Genomic DNA, 16,665 nt, shown 5'->3' on the forward strand with positions numbered 1-16,665 from the left:
CTATTATTTCTCTTTTAAACCTAACGCTTTAGATGTATTCACATTGATTTCTTCAAATAAAGCTTTGTTTTCAGCTAGTTTCACACCATAAGATGGAATCATCTTCTTAATTTGGGATTCCCATTCTGGCATTCTATCTGCGAAACACTTATTTAATACTTGTAGCATGACGTGTACTGCAGTTGATGCACCAGGAGAGGCTCCAAGTAACGCTGCAACACTACCGTCTTCAGCTGTAATGACTTCAGTACCAAATTGTAATGTACCTTTACCACCTGTCTCACTTTCTTTAATCACTTGAACACGCTGTCCTGCAACTACGATTTCCCAATCTTTAGAATCAGCATTTGGAACGAACTCACGTAATTCTTCCATACGTTGTTCGTGTGACAACATCACTTGTGAGATTAAGTATTGTGTTAATTTCATTTCTTTACCGCCAGCAGCTAACATGTTTGTTACGTTACCCGGCTTAACTGTCGCAAGTAAGTCTGTATATTTACCTGTCTTTAAGAACTTCGGACTGAACCCAGCAAATGGTCCAAATAACAGACCACGTTCACCGTTAATATATCGTGTATCTAAATGTGGTACTGACATTGGAGGAGCACCCACTTTAGCTTTTCCGTATACTTTTGCTAAATGTTTTTCAACGATTTCTTTATTCTTACACACTAAGAATAAACCACTAACTGGGAAGCCTCCTACACCTTTAGATTCAGGGATATTTGTTTTTTGTAATAAAGGTAATGAATATCCACCTGCTCCGATAAAAACAAACTTCGCATTATGAATTTCATTCTTCTTGTTATTTTGGTCATAAACTTTAACATTCCAGCTACCGTCTTCTGCACGTTTAATATCTTTCACAGTATGTTCAAAGTGAGTCACAGCACTATCAAAAGATTTCATCACATCAAATAATTCACGCGTTAGTTCACCAAAGTTAACATCTGTTCCAGCTTCCATACGGGTAATTGCAATTTTTTCATTTGGATTACGACCTTCCATCATTAAAGGTACCCATTCACGCATCTTATCGTGATCTTCAGTCAATTCCATCCCTTGGAACAATGGATTATCTTTAAAAGCCTCTAAACGATTTTTTAAGAAACGAATATTATCTTCACCTTCAACGAAGCTTAAATGTGGTACTGGCATAATAAAATCTTGAGGATTCTTTAACTTTCCAGTGTTCACCAAGTAACTCCATAATTGTTTAGATAATTGAAATTGCTCATTAACATTAATCGCTTTAGATATGTCCATCTTTTTATCTGTATCTTCATTTGTATAATTTAATTCACATAATGCAGAGTGCCCAGTACCTGCATTATTCCAAACATTCGAACTCTCAAGACCTGGTTCTGACAACTTTTCAAAGACTTTAATATTAATAGAAGGATCAAGTTCTTTAAGTAACACCCCTAAAGTCGCACTCATAATCCCGCCACCGATTAAAATAACGTCTGTCTGCTTAAATACTTTTTTCATTTTATTTCCCCCAACAAATCCATAATATATTTCCATTATAGACCTTTTTTTATCTTTTGTAATACTAGTATAATGAAAATCTAAAAATAATGTAACCGTATTCAAGTTTTTTTATATAAATATAAAAATATTCTCAATACGAAGAGATTCTATGGGTGCATTGTGCTGATTATTCTAGGCTTACCACGTGGATTTAGTACTGTAAATTCATCCTTCCTGACTTATTAATCCTTTTCATATTTATGAATATAATTTATTTCGTTTGTACCATATATAAAATTAGTTTAATATACAAATAAAATGAAATATTACCCCGAAAATACAATACTTAAAGAGGTGCTTAAAATGAGTTTATTAAGTGATATTAAACAGCCCAAACAATCAGCTTATTATCAAAAAATGATATTACTCAATTTAAAATTCGAATTCAAAACAAACAATCGTATCTTTTTTCCTAACGGCAAACATCAAAACCTGAATGACCATACTTACAAATTTGAAATCACACTTCAAAGTCCAGTCGATACAAATGGACTTGCGATTGACTTCTATAAAATAGAAGCTGACTATCGACACCACATTGCGCCAATTCTCAATGCACCAATATTAAATAACTCATTACCCGAAATGAATACAACAGTTGAAAATATTGCTTATTACATTTGGCAACAGTTTGACGCAATCATTGAAACACCTGCTTCAATTCATAGCCTAACGTTATATGAAACGAAACAGCACAGTGTGACGCTAACTGAGGAAATGATCAAATAAAAAAGCCTGATTAGGCTTTTTTTATTTGATCAGAATTCTTGTATTTATCTGTAGGAAAAGTACAGTAACAAAGTGAGAAAATAAAATTCGATAAAGGCAGCGATACACAAATTAACCAAGTATATAAAAAGTTATTACCTGAATTCCCTACTTTTAGATAGTAAAATCCATAAAGTAAAACACTTATACCTAATAATATATAAAATATATAAAAATACTTATATATCTTAGAAGCTTTACCTACATCATTGATCCTTCTAGTTATTGCAGAGGAAATCGGAATAAATATTACTGTACCTTTATTTAAGGTTAGCTATATCTTTCTTATGAAAATAATTTGAAGGAAGTAGTGCGTAAATAAAAAATATAATAATTACAACTGAAAAGAAAATTGTAGCTATTAACCCCGTATCCATTGATAAAAGTTCAAATTTCATTAAATATTTAGCGAAAAATATCAAACAAATAATTCCGACTACTAATCTATACAGTCGTGCAGCATTTTTATAATAAAGATTGTCTTTACCAACATCATTAATTCGGCGCATTGCCGATGACATAATAGGATAACCAATAATAAACAATAATAAAATGAGTATTGGTAGAAATATAATATTAAAATTTACTCTCTCTATCCATCTTAAAGAGTAAATCAGTAAGAACAAAAGAGCTAAATTAATAAAAAATGGCATCCAAAACTGCAGTCTATTGTCTTTTTCTTCATTATCAAAAGTGAGTAACCAAAATCTTTTATATGTCTCCAACATCTACTTCACCTCAGTTATTTATATTAACAATATTATACAACATCAATAAATAAAGGTAAATGTCATTGTCAGAAAAGACAGAAAAAAGGCGTGCATACGCACGCCCCATAGAAAACTTACAAAATGACATTGCCATTCTCATGATCAAAAATTGTAATTTTAGCTTCGTCTATTCTAACATTAATTTTTTGACCAACTTCGAGTGGCAATTGTTGATTAAATTTCGCTACACATTTCTCACCATTGGCTAAGAAATTCACAATTGTTGTATCTCCTAACATCTCACTTGCTTCGACAACAATTTCATTTCCACTTGGATCTAATGTTATATGTTCAGGTCTAAACCCGACATCTACTTTCGTCGCTTTCGTACTATGGTTAAATGGATAACTAAAGTTTTCAAAGATTATTCTGCCTTCATGAATATCACCTGGCACAATATTCATCGCTGGGCTTCCCATGAAGTTTGCAACGAATTTATTTTTAGGGTGATTATATATCTCAAGTGGCGTACCGATTTGTTGTACATTCCCATCGTTTAATACCATAATACGGTCACTCATCGTCATCGCTTCTACTTGGTCATGTGTTACATATATCATCGTCATTCCCAAACGTTGCTGTAACTGTCTAATTTCGACACGCATTTGTCCACGTAACTTCGCATCTAAGTTTGATAATGGTTCATCCATTAAACATAACTTTGATTCACTCACAATCGCACGTGCAAGTGCGACCCTTTGACGTTGTCCACCAGATAAGTCTGCTGGTTTCTTCTTTAAGTACTCTTCTAATCCAACGATTCTTGCCGCTTCTAATAATCGACCTTCGCGTTCAGCTTTTGGTACTTTGCGCATTTCTAATGTGAAAAGTATATTTTTTTCTACCGTCATATGTGGATATAAGGCATAGTTTTGAAATACCATTGATAATTGACGATCTTTGGGTTCTAAATGATTCGCAAGTTCACCATCAATAAATAATTTACCTTCTGTAATCTCTTCTAATCCAGCAATCATTTTTAATAATGTACTTTTCCCGCAACCAGAAGGTCCAACAAGAACAAAAAATTCTCCTTGTTTTACTTCAAAATTAATATCGCGTAATACCCATTTATCATTGTTATAACGCTTATTAATATTTTCTACTTTAAGCATTTATATCGTCCTCCCATATAAGACGACCATTTTGAATAATTTTAGATATATCCTCTAAAATGATGTCTGCATTATATAAATCTGATACTTTACTTGTTCCACTTAATACACCAATACTTAGACCTAAATCTGCGTTCTTGGCAAGTTGCATATCGATTGGTGTGTCTCCAACCATAATGAGTTCTTTTGTAGATAAGTTATATTTTTCAATAATATTATTTAATATTTTTTCATTTGGCTTTTGATACTCTGCAATATCACTTGTAATAATGTCATCGAATAATTTCAATATATTGAACTTTTCTAAGAAACTAACCGTACTTAATCTGTCATCAGCAGTGACAATAGCAAGTTTGTATCCTGCCATTTTTATAGCATTTAATGTTGCCTGTGTGCCCTCAATAATTTGAAATTTATCTTCATAAGCTTGACCTAAAGTATCCATATTAATTCTTGTCCATTCTGCAATATCCTGATTCGTATATTGTTTGAACACACGAATAATATCATTTGTCGTACCACTAGAAAGGATACCTTCGGCATGAATTTTGTTATCTTTAACACCAAGTAAAGCTAACAATTCTTCTTGTTTAATGTCTGCAGCAAATGTATGAATAAACTTTTCTGTAATTTCGTATCCAATTTCAAGCCACACAGCATCAAACTTAAGTAACGTTCCATCTTTATCAAAGAGTACTAATTTATACTTCGACATGATACGTATCCCTTACGTCCTTGAAAGTTGTTGCAGTTCTTGGTAATGTTCCAAAATAGATTGGGTTCGTAAAACTGATGAGTTCTGATTCTGTTCTAATTTCAAATCGAACAAAATCGTTCTCTTCAAGATGTATTGGTACGTTTACTTTATTATCAATAATTTTAAATGATTGATGATACGTTGAAGTGTAAACGTGTAACTCACCATCCACTGTTTCTCCGTCTACTGAAAATACAATTTGCGATGGTATCTCACCCTCGAATTGCGAACCGAATATAGCCTGTTGTTCATTAATTAATACATTCATAGCATTAACTTCAATAAATCTTGTTACAAATACATGTCCTGCTTTCAAACCTGCAAGTAACGTCTCTTTATCTAATTGTTCTAAATAAACATGCGTTGTAGGATCATTCAATGCATTTGTTCTATTATTATCTTTCTCATCAATTAAATGATGGAAGTCACTACCACCCACAGCTGATATTTTGTGTCCACACTTTAATGTGTGATGCCAGAAGTTCAATGCTTCTTCAGTTGCTTTAGGATTATCTTTATAACTTGGGTCATTCCATAATTCCATACAATCAATTTTGTCTAATATTAATCCTTCATGTAACCAAGACCAAATCGTTAAGAAAGGATGGTTGACACTCACTAATGTACCTTTGTTGCGAAGATCATCCATTAAATGATGTGTCCCAACTAACGTTTCAATATCAAAAGGTTTATCGAACATATCATATTCATGTTTAACGTTTAATCCATTCCAATGTCCCGTGTTACCAGTAAATTCGACACCTGGTAATACGAGAACATCCGACTTTGGCCAGTAAGTTTGAAAAATATTATGATCAGTAATAAAGAAGAAATCAAGACCTACTGCTTCAGCATGTTGAATCAAATCTTCAGGTGATAAACTCCCATCAGAAAGAAACGTATGCGCATGTAAATCACCTTTATAATAACGTTTTTCTGTTGTAATAACTTCATTGCCTAATTCATTAATATTTGGATAATCTATAGTATTCACTTCATTCTCAGTAAGCTCTGTAATTTCATAAGTAAGCGAAATCAAACTAAATTTATGCAATTCAATAACTTTTACAACTAAATCATCTTCAGTAATAGGTTTTGTGCCAAAACGTTTGTTATTTAACTCCACAACAAATGCTTTATCATAACTGATGTTCTGAAATACTAATTGTTCATTTTGATAAATTCTAAAATAATACCAACTTGCACTATTAATTTCAAAAGCAATACGTGGTCTTTTAATCCCACGTATTGAAATTTTTTCAGTATAGATTTGCATCGAATTCTCCTCTATTTCGCGTTATCTAATGCAGCTTGTGCTTCTTTTTGTGCTTCGTTTAATACTTCTTCAGCACCTTTTCCTTCAATCTCCATCTTGTCTGCAGCTTTTTTAATTGCATCGTAAATTTTACCGCCCGTTGGATCTATGAATGTCGATACTGCATTTTCTGCTTGTTCGATTGGTTTCAAGATTTGAGGGTTTTTCTTAGCAAATTCTTTAAATTTAGGGTCATCTTTCGCTGTTGTTCTAACCGCGATATAACCTGTGTTCATTGACCAATCTGCTGTATTTTCAGCTTTTTCGAAGTATTTAATAAATTCGAATGCTGCCGCTTTTTTCTTATCTTCTGTTTTCGCTGGGATTGCTAATTGTTGACTTGAAGCTGCTGGTGTTCCTTCTTTCCCATCAAACCCCGGTTGTTTAGCTGCCGCTAAAATCTTAAAGTCTAAGTCTCCTTGGTCACCCGAAGAGCCGATGTATCCAGCAGTCTTACCTTGAATCACATCATCAATTGTTTTATACCAATATTCCCAACCTTGTCCACCTGAATTTACTTTCATTAATTTATCTTTATTTAAACCTTTATCAATAATTGACCATGCTTCAATCCACTCTTTAGAGTTAATCGTCACTTTCTTACCAGATTCATCGATAACTTTTCCACCATTAGAATACGCCATATCCATTAAGTTATCTGGACCCCACATTGGATCCCAAGCATAGCGTTCAACTTTTCCGCCTTTTTTCTTAGCTAATTTCGGTAATGCTTTTTCGAATTCTTTCCAATCTTTAAAGATATCTTCCGTTAATCCCGCTTCTTTCAAAGCATCTTTACGGTAATACATTAATTGTGTTGTTCCGTATGCAGGTAAAGTAAATTGTTTCTCTTCAACTTGACCATCTTTTAAGAATGTTTCAATAATATCCTTTGTTTCGTAGTCATCTTTTACATCAATGAATGGCTGTAAATCTGTTAATATCTTTTTCTTAGCCATAGCTTGACCTGTATCTGTTGTCGTTAAGATTAATGCTGGTGTCTTACCACTTGCCACTGCTGCTTGTAACTTCTTATATGTTTCATCATAGTCAGCTTGTTGCACACCTTTAATTACAACTTTATCTTGAGACTTATTGAATGAATCTATTTTTTTCTTCATGTTATCGCCTAGTTTACCTCCTAGACCATACCAGAATTCGATTTCTACTTTTTCTCCGTCTTTAAGTTCTGCTACTTTACCGTTACCTTTTTCACCGCTTGTACCACAACCTGTTAACATCGTTGCTAACATCACGCTTGAAAGACCTGCTAAGATTGACTTTTTCATTTTTAATTGCTCCCCTAATTTTAATTTTTAGTTTAAAAGTTTATTTAATTCCGTTATCTGAGATACCGTTAACAAAGTATTTTTGAATTGCAAAGAATAAAATCAATAAAGGTAATATTGTAAAAGTAGATGCTGCCATAACTTCTGGCCACTTCACACCATATGCCCCGCCTTCAATAAAAAACTGTCTTAATCCATTTGTGATTAACATTTTTTCTTTGGATTGTAGTATTAATGATGGCCATAAATAACTGTTGTAGTTTTGTACGAAACTGATAAGTACAAACGTGATAAATGTCGGCTTTGTCAGTGGGAACATCACACGCCATAATATGTTCCAATGGCTTGCACCATCAATTCTTGCTGCTTGAATAACCTCTTTAGAGACTTGCATAAATGCTTGGCGGAATAAGAATACCCCGTATACACTTGCAGCAGATGAAATGATTAAACCTAAATGAGAATCAATCAAGTTCATCTTACTAAGTACGATGTAACTCGGAACGTATGTAGCAGCAGCTGGTAACATATATGTTCCCATAACAATCGAGAACATTGAATTTTTACCTTTCCACTCCATTTGCGTTAATGCATAAGCGAAAAGTGCTGAAGTTACAGTTTGTAATAACACGATGGCAATTGAAGTATACGTACTATTAAAGATATACGTTGCAAAAGGTGCTGAATTAAATGCACTTGCAAAGTTTTGCCATTGTGGTGATTCAGGGAAAAGTACGAAAGGCACTTTAAAAATTTCATTTTTTGTTTTAAGAGCACTTAAGATCATCCACATAAATGGAAAGAACATGAGCAAACTACAAAATACTAATACAATATGTTTTGAGAGTAATGGTAAGATTTTCATTGGTAATGCACCCACTTCTTCGCACCGTAGAATTGAATTGCTGATAATACGGCAGTGATAACAATTAGTATTGATGCAAGCGCTGTTGCTTTACCCATGTTATACTCTTCAAAAGCCATTTGATAATACATGTAAAGAATTGTACGCGTTGATCCTGCTGGACCACCTTGTGTTAATATTTGGAACTGGTCATATGCCTGTAATGCATCAATCGCTAAAATTATCGTTAAAAAGAATGTTGTTGGTGAAATCATTGGTAATGTAATTCTTAACAACTGTTGGTATGCAGGTGTCCCATCAATCTTAGATGCTTGATATAATTCTTTAGGTACTTTCTTTAATGCATCTAGGTAGAAAATCATTGCCCAGCCGATACCTTTCCAAACTGTTACGATAATCACTGCAACCATCGCCCAAGTAGAAGATTGTAACCAACCTGGTTGATATATATGCATCATGCCAAGTAATTGATTTAAGATACCGATTTTCGGTTCAAAAATCCAAGACCAAACAATCGAAACAGCGACCATTGGTGTGACCCATGGAGAAAATAACATCGTTCTATAGAACCCACCTAAATGTAGTTTCTTAACAACTAATAGTGCAAATAACAAACCTAGAATAATCGTTGGAATTGTTGTACCTACCACAAAATAAAATGTGTTCCAAAGAACTTTGTAAAATTGATTATCCGATAAAATCCCTGTGTAGTTATCAATACCGACAATTGAATAATCCTCGCTCATGAAATCCCAATCTGTAATACTAATGTAAATACTATAAAGCATCGGGAAAATCCAAAATACTGTTAATGGAACTAAGCATGGCAATGTGAATAAAAGTAGTGTTAGAAACTTGTTTGATTTACGTTTTTTTGTTTGCATGTTATTCTCCTTTCACTGCAAATATACAACTCTATTATGTATTTTCTGTATAGGAAGTGTAAATTATGTGTAAACACACAAAAACACACATTTACAATGTGTGTTTTAAGTAATTATATTTATTATCTTTACATTACATTAAAAAACTTTTTATAGCGTGATTTCGTTTCCTCATCAATTGTATTGTCCGTAATAATTGTGTTAACTTTGCTGAAACCATCAAACGGAATCAGTGACACTTGATCAAACTTACTATAATCTGCTACAACAACACTTTTTTTAGCACGATACATAAATGCAACTTTCACTTTCAATTCTTCATGCCCATAATCAGTGAAACCTTCATTGATATCAATGCCACTTAAACTCATGAAGAATAAATCAATATTATATTTCTCGATATGATCTATTGCAATATCTCCAATGATACAACGTTCTTGATTGTATAGAATACCACCAGGGATAATCACAGTAAAATTTGGTGCCTTTGCAACAATATCAATAATTGGAATACTATTCGAAATAATCGTCAATTTATTAAATTTGCGTACTAGACGCCGCGCTATAGCAGTGTTCGTTGTGCTCACATCAAGCGCTATTGACATCCCCTCTCGCACAAGACTGCACGCTTTCTTTGCGATGATACGCTTTTCTTCAGCATACAAATTTTCACGCTCTATAAAGTTTTTTTCAATATCAGACTTCGCTTCTATAAACTCAGCACCGCCGTGTACTCGCTTCAATTTACCAAGAAACTCTAACTTCTCGAAGTCACGCCTCACCGTTTCAAATGAAACATCTAATGCTTTTGCAGTATCTTTAGAGTTAATTTTCCTTTTATTTTTAAGGGTTTGTAGTATCCAGTCATAACGTTCATCAATTTTCAAACATAATCCCCCTTAATAAAATCCATAATATACTAAATAGATTCCCACAAAATATGAGATTATTCAAATAATATCCACAAACACATAAAAAACACACTTCCAATATGAAGTGTGTTCATATGTTAACTATTGAAAAATGCCTTCCAATACTTTCGCAATACCATCACTGTTATTATCATCTGTTACAATATCAGCAATCTGTTTTAGATCAGGATGTGCATTACCCATCGCAACACCAATTCCCGCATCCCTTATCATTTCCATATCATTTAACTGATCTCCAAATGCAATTACGTTTTCCTTTTCAATCCCTGCACTTTTACAAATATGATCAAGTGCACTCGATTTATTCACACCAAACGCTGTAATTTCTAAATAAAATGGTGTAGAACGAATCGCTCCAAACTGTGATCCACAAATGGATAGGATCTCTTCATTTACTTCATCGATACGCTTTGGGTCTGCTGTCAGTAATATTTTCATTGGGTCAAAATCTAACGTGTCATGTAAGTCATGTGTTAAATTAAAATTTAATCCATGGTCACGATATTCATGAATCACATATTGATTATCTGCATCATTTGCATATAAATCGGTACCGTTATCAACGATATGAATTAAATTTAGATGCGCAATTTTACGCAAGAATTCTTTAGCATCACTTTGAGCTATCGACTGTTTATAAAGTACTTCATCCGTCTCAATATCAATCACCATCCCACCATTGTATGCACCAATTAAGCCATGATGATGTTGTAAGTCTAGCTCCTCAATTTCAAATTTAAACCCCGTACGTGGACGACCAGAAACTAATGCCACTTTAATGCCCACATCTTGTGCTTTCATTAATGCCTCTTTCGTTCCTAGTGTAATCGTTCGATTATCTGCAATTAAAGTACCATCACAATCTAATGCGATTAACTTAATCTCATTCATCAGTAGTCCTCCAATTCAAGAAAAGGATTTTGACATGTGTCAAAATCCTTTAGTTTTATATTATAATTCTTCACCATTTGTTGCGATAACGTTTTTGTACCAGTTGAATGATTTTTTCTTACTTCTTTTCATTGTCCCGTTTCCTTCATTATCACGGTCAACATGAATCATACCATAACGTTTTTTCATTTCACCCGTTGTAAAAGATACGACATCAATTATACCCCAAGGTGTATAACCTAATAAATCTACACCATCTTCAATCACTGCATCTTTAACCGCTTCAATATGTGAACGGAAATATGAAATACGCGTGTCATCATTTATTGATCCATCTGCTTCAACTGTATCGATTGCACCAAATCCATTCTCAACGATGAATAATGGTAATTGATATCTGTTATAGAGTGTATTTAATACATATCTTAATCCGATTGGATCAATTGTCCAACCCCAATCTGATGATTCTAAATAAGGATTGTCGATTCCACCCTTTAATCCACCATTCAAAATACTTGTTGGATCTGATTCTGCATCATGTTTAACAGTAGTAGACATGTAATAACTGAATGCTAAATAATCTACCGTTCCAGCTTTAAGGATTGCTTCATCTCCATCTTCAATCGGTAATGTTACGCCTAATCTTTCTAATTCTTTCAATGCATACGTAGGATATTTACCACGCACATGTACATCCGGGAAGAAGAAGCGTTCACGGTTTGCTATTTCAGCTGCCATAATATCTTTTGGATCACATGAATATGGATAAACTGGTACATGCGATACCATTGCTCCAATTTTAAAGTTAGGATTAATCTTCTTACCAATAATAACCGCTTTAGCACTTGCAAGTAATTGATGATGTGCCGATTGATACATCACTGCACGAGCATCTTCACCTGGTTGAACTTGTATACCTGCATTTGTCCATAAGAATAGCGGATTATTTACATCCATTTGGTTATTAATTTCATTGAAAGTCATCCAATATTCAACTTTATCTTTATATCGATCAAATACAACTTCTGCAAATCGCACAAAGCAATCTACAACTTTACGGCTACGGAAACCACCATATTCCTTAGCTAAATGTAATGGTAATTCAAAGTGACTCAATGTGATAACAGGTTTGATGTTGTGCTTTAATAATTCATCAAATACATCATCATAAAATTGTAAACCTGCTTCATTTGGTTCAGCTTCATCACCTTTAGGGAAAATACGTGTCCAACCGATAGAAGTACGTAATACTTTCAATCCCATTTCAGCAAACATTGCAATATCTTCTTTATAGTTTGTATAGAAATCAATAGCTTCATGGTTAGGATAGAATTCATTTGGCTCAACTTTATCTGTGATTCTTCTTGGTACACCGTGTGCGCCAGCCGTTAATACATCTACTACTGATGGCCCTTTGCCACCTTGGTTCCATCCACCTTCAAATTGATGTGCTGCTAATGCGCCACCCCATAAGAAATCTTCATTTAATTTAGTCATTGTGAAATCCTCCTATTTAATAATTGTCATTGTTTTATTATTCTCGTCTACTATAACATCATTATAATTCATTGTATTTGTAATCACTATTGGTGTGACTGTTGAGTAACCTTTATCTTCAATAGCGGTTTTATCAAAATTAATTAAAGGCTGACCCACAGTTACTTTGTCTCCTTCTTTAACATGTAAGTCAAAGTGTTCTCCTTTAAGTTCAACTGTATCTAAGCCAACATGAATTAGGACTTCAACACCATCATTGCTTTTAATACCAATTGCATGTTTCGTCGGAGTAGTCATGACAATTGAACCTTCTACTGGAGAAGAAACAACACCTTCTGCCGGATTAATCGCAAATCCTTTTCCCATTGCACCACTATTAAATACTGGATCTTTTACATCATTTAAAGCAATATACTGACCAACTATAGGTGACACAACAAGTTGTTCTAATGATTCACTTGTTACGATATCCTCCTGATTATCTTCAGATATATCTAATTTAGTATCTACAGCTTTAGCAGTATCCTCACCATAACCAAACATCATAATTAACACGATTGGTAAAATGATTGCTATTGCAACACCAATACAGATGCCGATAAATGAAGAAGGATTGTCCTTACTAATACCATTCACGATTGTTAATGGTCCAGGAAGTCCAGCGTATACATAGTAATAAGGATTGAAGAAACTCGCTACTACTGCACCTACTGCACCAGAAATACAACCAATAATAAATGGTTTTTTAAATCTTAAGTTAATACCATAAATCGAAGGCTCTGTGATACCAAAAATACCTGTAATACCTGCAGATATTGCAACAGATTTTGTTTCTTGAACTTTTGATTTTATGAATACGCCAAGTACCGCTCCAACTTGTGCGATAACTGCAATTGTTTGATATGCTTGGAAAGAATCACGACCATAGTTATCAAAATTTGCAAGTACAACTGGGGTAATACCCCAGTGAACACCAAATATAACGAATACTTGCCAGAATGCACCGATAATAATCGCAGCAACAATTGGTAAGTGTTCAGCTAAATAGTTATACCCATCTGCTACGCCATTTGCAAAAATTGTAGATAAAGGGCCAATTAAAAGAATCGTTAAAGGTACCATTATGACCATACACATTAAAGGCACAAATAAAGATTTTACTACATCAGGAAATACTTTATTAAAGAATCTTTCAACATAAGATAAAATCCAAACTAAAAATAATGGCGGCAGTACTGAAGAAGTATAAACTGTTTGTGATAATGCGATACCCATAAATGTAATTTTTTCTCCCTCAGCAATACGTCCAGCAATCTCTGACCATGTTGGACTTACTAATGCCATAGCACAAACTACTGCGATATAAGTATTAACTTTAAAATGTTTTGATGCGGTAAGTGCGATAAATATAGGTAAGAATGTAAATGGTGACCAAGAAATAAAACTGAATACTTCATATGTCCCTGTTTTAGCAAATGCCGGCCAAACTAAGTTAATTAAGATGAGTATCCCTTGTAGAATACCGGCAGCTGCCAAAATATAAATGAACGGTGCAAATACCGCGGACATAGTGGCAATTACTCTATTTAATATCGAACCTTTTTGCATATTATCATCTGTGTGATCTTCGACGTCAGCAATATTCGTAAAAGCATCGTAAACTTCCCCAACATGTTGACCAATAACGACTTGGAATTGTCCACCATTTTCAACAACTGTAATTACGCCAGGCATCTCTGATACTTTTTTCTTAAACTCTGGATTTGAACGTTTTAATACTAATCTTAAACGTGTTGCACATCTAGCAACGTTAACAATATTATCTTCTCCACCAACAGCTTGTAAAATATCCTGTGCAAGTTGTTGATAGTTTCTTACCGGCTTAGCCATAAAATCATCTCCATTTGTTTGTCTTTTATTCTATTATACATTATCATTTTAATTGAACCGGTTCAATTAAACAAGTGCGAATTAATTTTAATAATGTATAATTAGTGACAAGTACATAAAATAGGAGTGTCAAACTTGAATAAATATGAAGTGATTGCAGCAGCCATCCAACAAAATATATATGATGAAAAATTAGAACAAGGGACAAAACTTCCAAATGTAGAAACTTTGATGAAACAGTATGAAGTCTCAAAAAGCACCATCACAAAAGCTTTAGATACATTAGAAAAACGCGGTGCCATCTTTCAACAACGTGGTAGTGGCATATTTGTACGACGTCAACGTCGTGAAGGGTATGTCAGTTTATTAACCAACCGAGGATTTACATCAGATTTAAAAGAATTTAATATTTCTTCAGAAGTTATTAAATTAGTAAAAATTCAAGCAGACGAAGAAGTGAGAACAAATTTACATTTAGCAGAAGATGATGAAGTTTATTATGTAGAACGATTACGTAGAATTAACGATGATATATTATGCATTGAAGTATCTTACTTTCCAGTAAAACTTGTACCTTATTTAAATACTGAAATCGCGCAAGGTTCAATCTTTAATTATCTCTCACATGCACTTAAATTTAATATCAGTTTCGCTGATATTTATATGCACATTGATGAATTAAATGAAAATGATGCCCATAAACTTGAATTAAAACCCGGTAACCCCGCTCTATTCTTAGAACAAGTGATCTACCTAGCGACGGGTGAACCTTTTGATTTTTCAAAAATCACTTACCACTATAAACACTCAAAATTCTTTGTACAAGCTACAAATTACTGATTAACCATTTTATGTTATAATGTATAAAAAAAGAAAGTGGTGTTAACATGCCTTGGTTTGAAGCATTAGTATCAATGATGATGGCATTAGTTCCGATTATTATCGTATTTCTAATCTTAATGGATGGATACAGAACGAAGATAAACTCAGAAAAGATTATGGCTCAGAATGAAGAGATTATCAAACTGCTTAAAGCATCTAATAATATAGGTGATTTATGATGATAAGTCCTATAGGTATTCTTATTAATTTATTACTTTTAGCTATTCCGATTATTATTTTGTGGGTAATAATTTCCCATATGTATCACACACGAAAAAATACGCACTTTATCATCATACAAAATGAAAAAATGATTAAATTACTTGAAGATATTAAACATCAAAACAACGCATAACCCGTAGGTTATGCGTTGTTGTTATTATTGATATTGTTTTAAAATTGATTTGAGTTTCGTTTGAGCTGCTTCGTCTTTAGATACAATCATGTTATATCCTTTTCCAGGCGTAAATGTACTACCATATCCTTTATCGTTATACTCACCGAATCCCGCTGAGAAACTCATATCTTCACGTTTTTTCTTAAGTTCATAAACTACGCCATTATCTCCTAGAACATACTTTGTAATGTATGTCTTTGGTTTAGAAATTGTATAGTAACCCGCTGCTGTTGCTTGATTGAGTGCATCTTTAGAATAACCATATTGATCATCTTTCGGCTGATAGAAAGTTGCGCCACCAATCGCATGCAATCCAAATGCATAATAACCTGGGTTATTCATATCTTGGACTTGCATATGACCACTCGGCGTACTTGCATACCAATCTCCACGTCCGGCTGCACCATGATCAAAGTATATTGATGTAACTGCTTTTTTCTCTTTTTTCGCTTTAGTAGATGCCCACTTTACGAAACTATTTGAAATAGCAAAACGCTCAGCAATCGTAAACTTCTTCACAGCTAGTTGTTTTTTCGTTTTGTAGTTTCCCGTCACTTTTACATTTACTTCAGGACTCTTTGTACCTTGCGCTGTTTTATAAAATACTCGTAATACTGTTCCCTTTTTCTGCTGATTAATCGATACTTCTGCCATTCCATATTGATTTACTTTAGCCTTACCTTGAGACTTTCCACCTTTATAAATGTAGACAGTACTATTCTTTGGAGCATCGACTTCTACAAATCCGGCTGTATTACTTACTTTCCACACTGTTATTGGTTTCTTTAAAGCCGCATCTGCATTCCCAGAAATCATTGTTGATACTAATGTTGCACCAAGCATTACAGGTAGTAATTTTTTCATAATTATTTCCTCC

General features: G+C 33.7%; 16 protein-coding genes. 3 read left to right on the forward strand and 13 right to left on the reverse strand.

Going from position 1 to position 16,665, the window contains the following annotated elements; translation table 11 throughout:
- Nucleotides 1–3: 3 nt before the first annotated feature.
- Complete coding sequence (gene mqo / locus ACMGE9_RS03485) at nucleotides 4–1,494, reverse strand: malate dehydrogenase (quinone) (protein ID WP_414043871.1); 1,491 nt, start codon at nucleotides 1,492–1,494, stop codon at nucleotides 4–6.
- 345 nt (nucleotides 1,495–1,839) lie between these two features.
- Here mqo and ACMGE9_RS03490 point away from each other — a divergent pair, with 345 nt between their 5' ends.
- Nucleotides 1,840–2,265, forward strand: coding sequence for a 6-pyruvoyl trahydropterin synthase family protein (locus tag ACMGE9_RS03490; RefSeq protein WP_414043872.1), 426 nt, complete (start codon nucleotides 1,840–1,842; stop codon nucleotides 2,263–2,265).
- A gap of 299 nt (nucleotides 2,266–2,564) precedes the next feature.
- On the opposite strand, the gene ACMGE9_RS03495 is transcribed toward ACMGE9_RS03490, so the two are convergent.
- The 11 genes from ACMGE9_RS03495 to ACMGE9_RS03545 form a co-directional block, all read right to left on the reverse strand.
- Nucleotides 2,565–3,032, reverse strand: a complete 468-nt coding sequence (locus ACMGE9_RS03495) for a hypothetical protein (RefSeq protein WP_414043873.1) — start codon at nucleotides 3,030–3,032, stop codon at nucleotides 2,565–2,567.
- Between the two features lie 116 nt (nucleotides 3,033–3,148).
- A complete protein-coding gene (locus ACMGE9_RS03500) occupies nucleotides 3,149–4,189 on the reverse strand; it encodes an ABC transporter ATP-binding protein (protein ID WP_414043874.1) in 1,041 nt (346 codons plus the stop codon).
- Nucleotides 4,182–4,904 carry an HAD family hydrolase gene (locus ACMGE9_RS03505; RefSeq protein ID WP_414043875.1) on the reverse strand — a complete coding sequence of 241 codons (723 nt, stop codon included), beginning with the start codon at nucleotides 4,902–4,904 and terminating at the stop codon, nucleotides 4,182–4,184. The genes ACMGE9_RS03500 and ACMGE9_RS03505 overlap by 8 nt, the downstream gene beginning before the upstream one ends.
- Nucleotides 4,891–6,222, reverse strand: a complete 1,332-nt coding sequence (locus tag ACMGE9_RS03510; protein ID WP_414043876.1) for a CehA/McbA family metallohydrolase — start codon at nucleotides 6,220–6,222, stop codon at nucleotides 4,891–4,893. The genes ACMGE9_RS03505 and ACMGE9_RS03510 overlap by 14 nt, the downstream gene beginning before the upstream one ends.
- Nucleotides 6,223–6,233: 11 nt before the next feature.
- Nucleotides 6,234–7,550, reverse strand: coding sequence for an ABC transporter substrate-binding protein (locus ACMGE9_RS03515; RefSeq protein WP_414043877.1), 1,317 nt, complete (start codon nucleotides 7,548–7,550; stop codon nucleotides 6,234–6,236).
- A 40-nt stretch (nucleotides 7,551–7,590) separates the two neighbouring features.
- Nucleotides 7,591–8,415 carry a carbohydrate ABC transporter permease gene (locus ACMGE9_RS03520; protein WP_414043878.1) on the reverse strand — a complete coding sequence of 275 codons (825 nt, stop codon included), beginning with the start codon at nucleotides 8,413–8,415 and terminating at the stop codon, nucleotides 7,591–7,593.
- The gene (locus tag ACMGE9_RS03525; protein ID WP_414043879.1) at nucleotides 8,412–9,299 is read right to left on the reverse strand and encodes a carbohydrate ABC transporter permease; all 888 of its coding nucleotides are present in this window, start codon (nucleotides 9,297–9,299) and stop codon (nucleotides 8,412–8,414) included. Before ACMGE9_RS03525 ends, ACMGE9_RS03520 begins: the two co-directional genes overlap by 4 nt.
- A gap of 128 nt (nucleotides 9,300–9,427) precedes the next feature.
- A complete protein-coding gene (locus ACMGE9_RS03530) occupies nucleotides 9,428–10,186 on the reverse strand; it encodes a DeoR/GlpR family DNA-binding transcription regulator (protein WP_414043880.1) in 759 nt (252 codons plus the stop codon).
- A 126-nt stretch (nucleotides 10,187–10,312) separates the two neighbouring features.
- A complete protein-coding gene (locus ACMGE9_RS03535) occupies nucleotides 10,313–11,122 on the reverse strand; it encodes a Cof-type HAD-IIB family hydrolase (protein WP_414043881.1) in 810 nt (269 codons plus the stop codon).
- A 60-nt stretch (nucleotides 11,123–11,182) separates the two neighbouring features.
- Entirely contained in the window at nucleotides 11,183–12,619 is a 1,437-nt protein-coding gene (locus tag ACMGE9_RS03540) for a 6-phospho-beta-glucosidase (RefSeq protein ID WP_414043882.1), read from the reverse strand.
- A 12-nt stretch (nucleotides 12,620–12,631) separates the two neighbouring features.
- Nucleotides 12,632–14,509 carry a beta-glucoside-specific PTS transporter subunit IIABC gene (locus tag ACMGE9_RS03545; protein ID WP_414043883.1) on the reverse strand — a complete coding sequence of 626 codons (1,878 nt, stop codon included), beginning with the start codon at nucleotides 14,507–14,509 and terminating at the stop codon, nucleotides 12,632–12,634.
- A gap of 135 nt (nucleotides 14,510–14,644) precedes the next feature.
- Between ACMGE9_RS03545 and ACMGE9_RS03550 the strand changes: the two genes are divergently transcribed.
- Together ACMGE9_RS03550 and ACMGE9_RS03555 are read left to right on the forward strand one after the other, a co-directional pair.
- A complete protein-coding gene (locus tag ACMGE9_RS03550; RefSeq protein ID WP_414043884.1) occupies nucleotides 14,645–15,349 on the forward strand; it encodes a GntR family transcriptional regulator in 705 nt (234 codons plus the stop codon).
- A 47-nt stretch (nucleotides 15,350–15,396) separates the two neighbouring features.
- On the forward strand, nucleotides 15,397–15,570 hold the full coding sequence (locus ACMGE9_RS03555; protein ID WP_414043885.1) for a hypothetical protein: 174 nt from the start codon (nucleotides 15,397–15,399) through the stop codon (nucleotides 15,568–15,570).
- Between the two features lie 200 nt (nucleotides 15,571–15,770).
- On the opposite strand, the gene ACMGE9_RS03560 is transcribed toward ACMGE9_RS03555, so the two are convergent.
- On the reverse strand, nucleotides 15,771–16,652 hold the full coding sequence (locus ACMGE9_RS03560; RefSeq protein ID WP_414043886.1) for a hypothetical protein: 882 nt from the start codon (nucleotides 16,650–16,652) through the stop codon (nucleotides 15,771–15,773).
- Nucleotides 16,653–16,665: the final 13 nt, after the last annotated feature.

The sequence above is a fragment of the Macrococcus animalis genome (genome assembly GCF_047425875.1).
In the GTDB taxonomy this organism is placed as follows: domain Bacteria; phylum Bacillota; class Bacilli; order Staphylococcales; family Staphylococcaceae; genus Macrococcoides; species Macrococcoides animalis.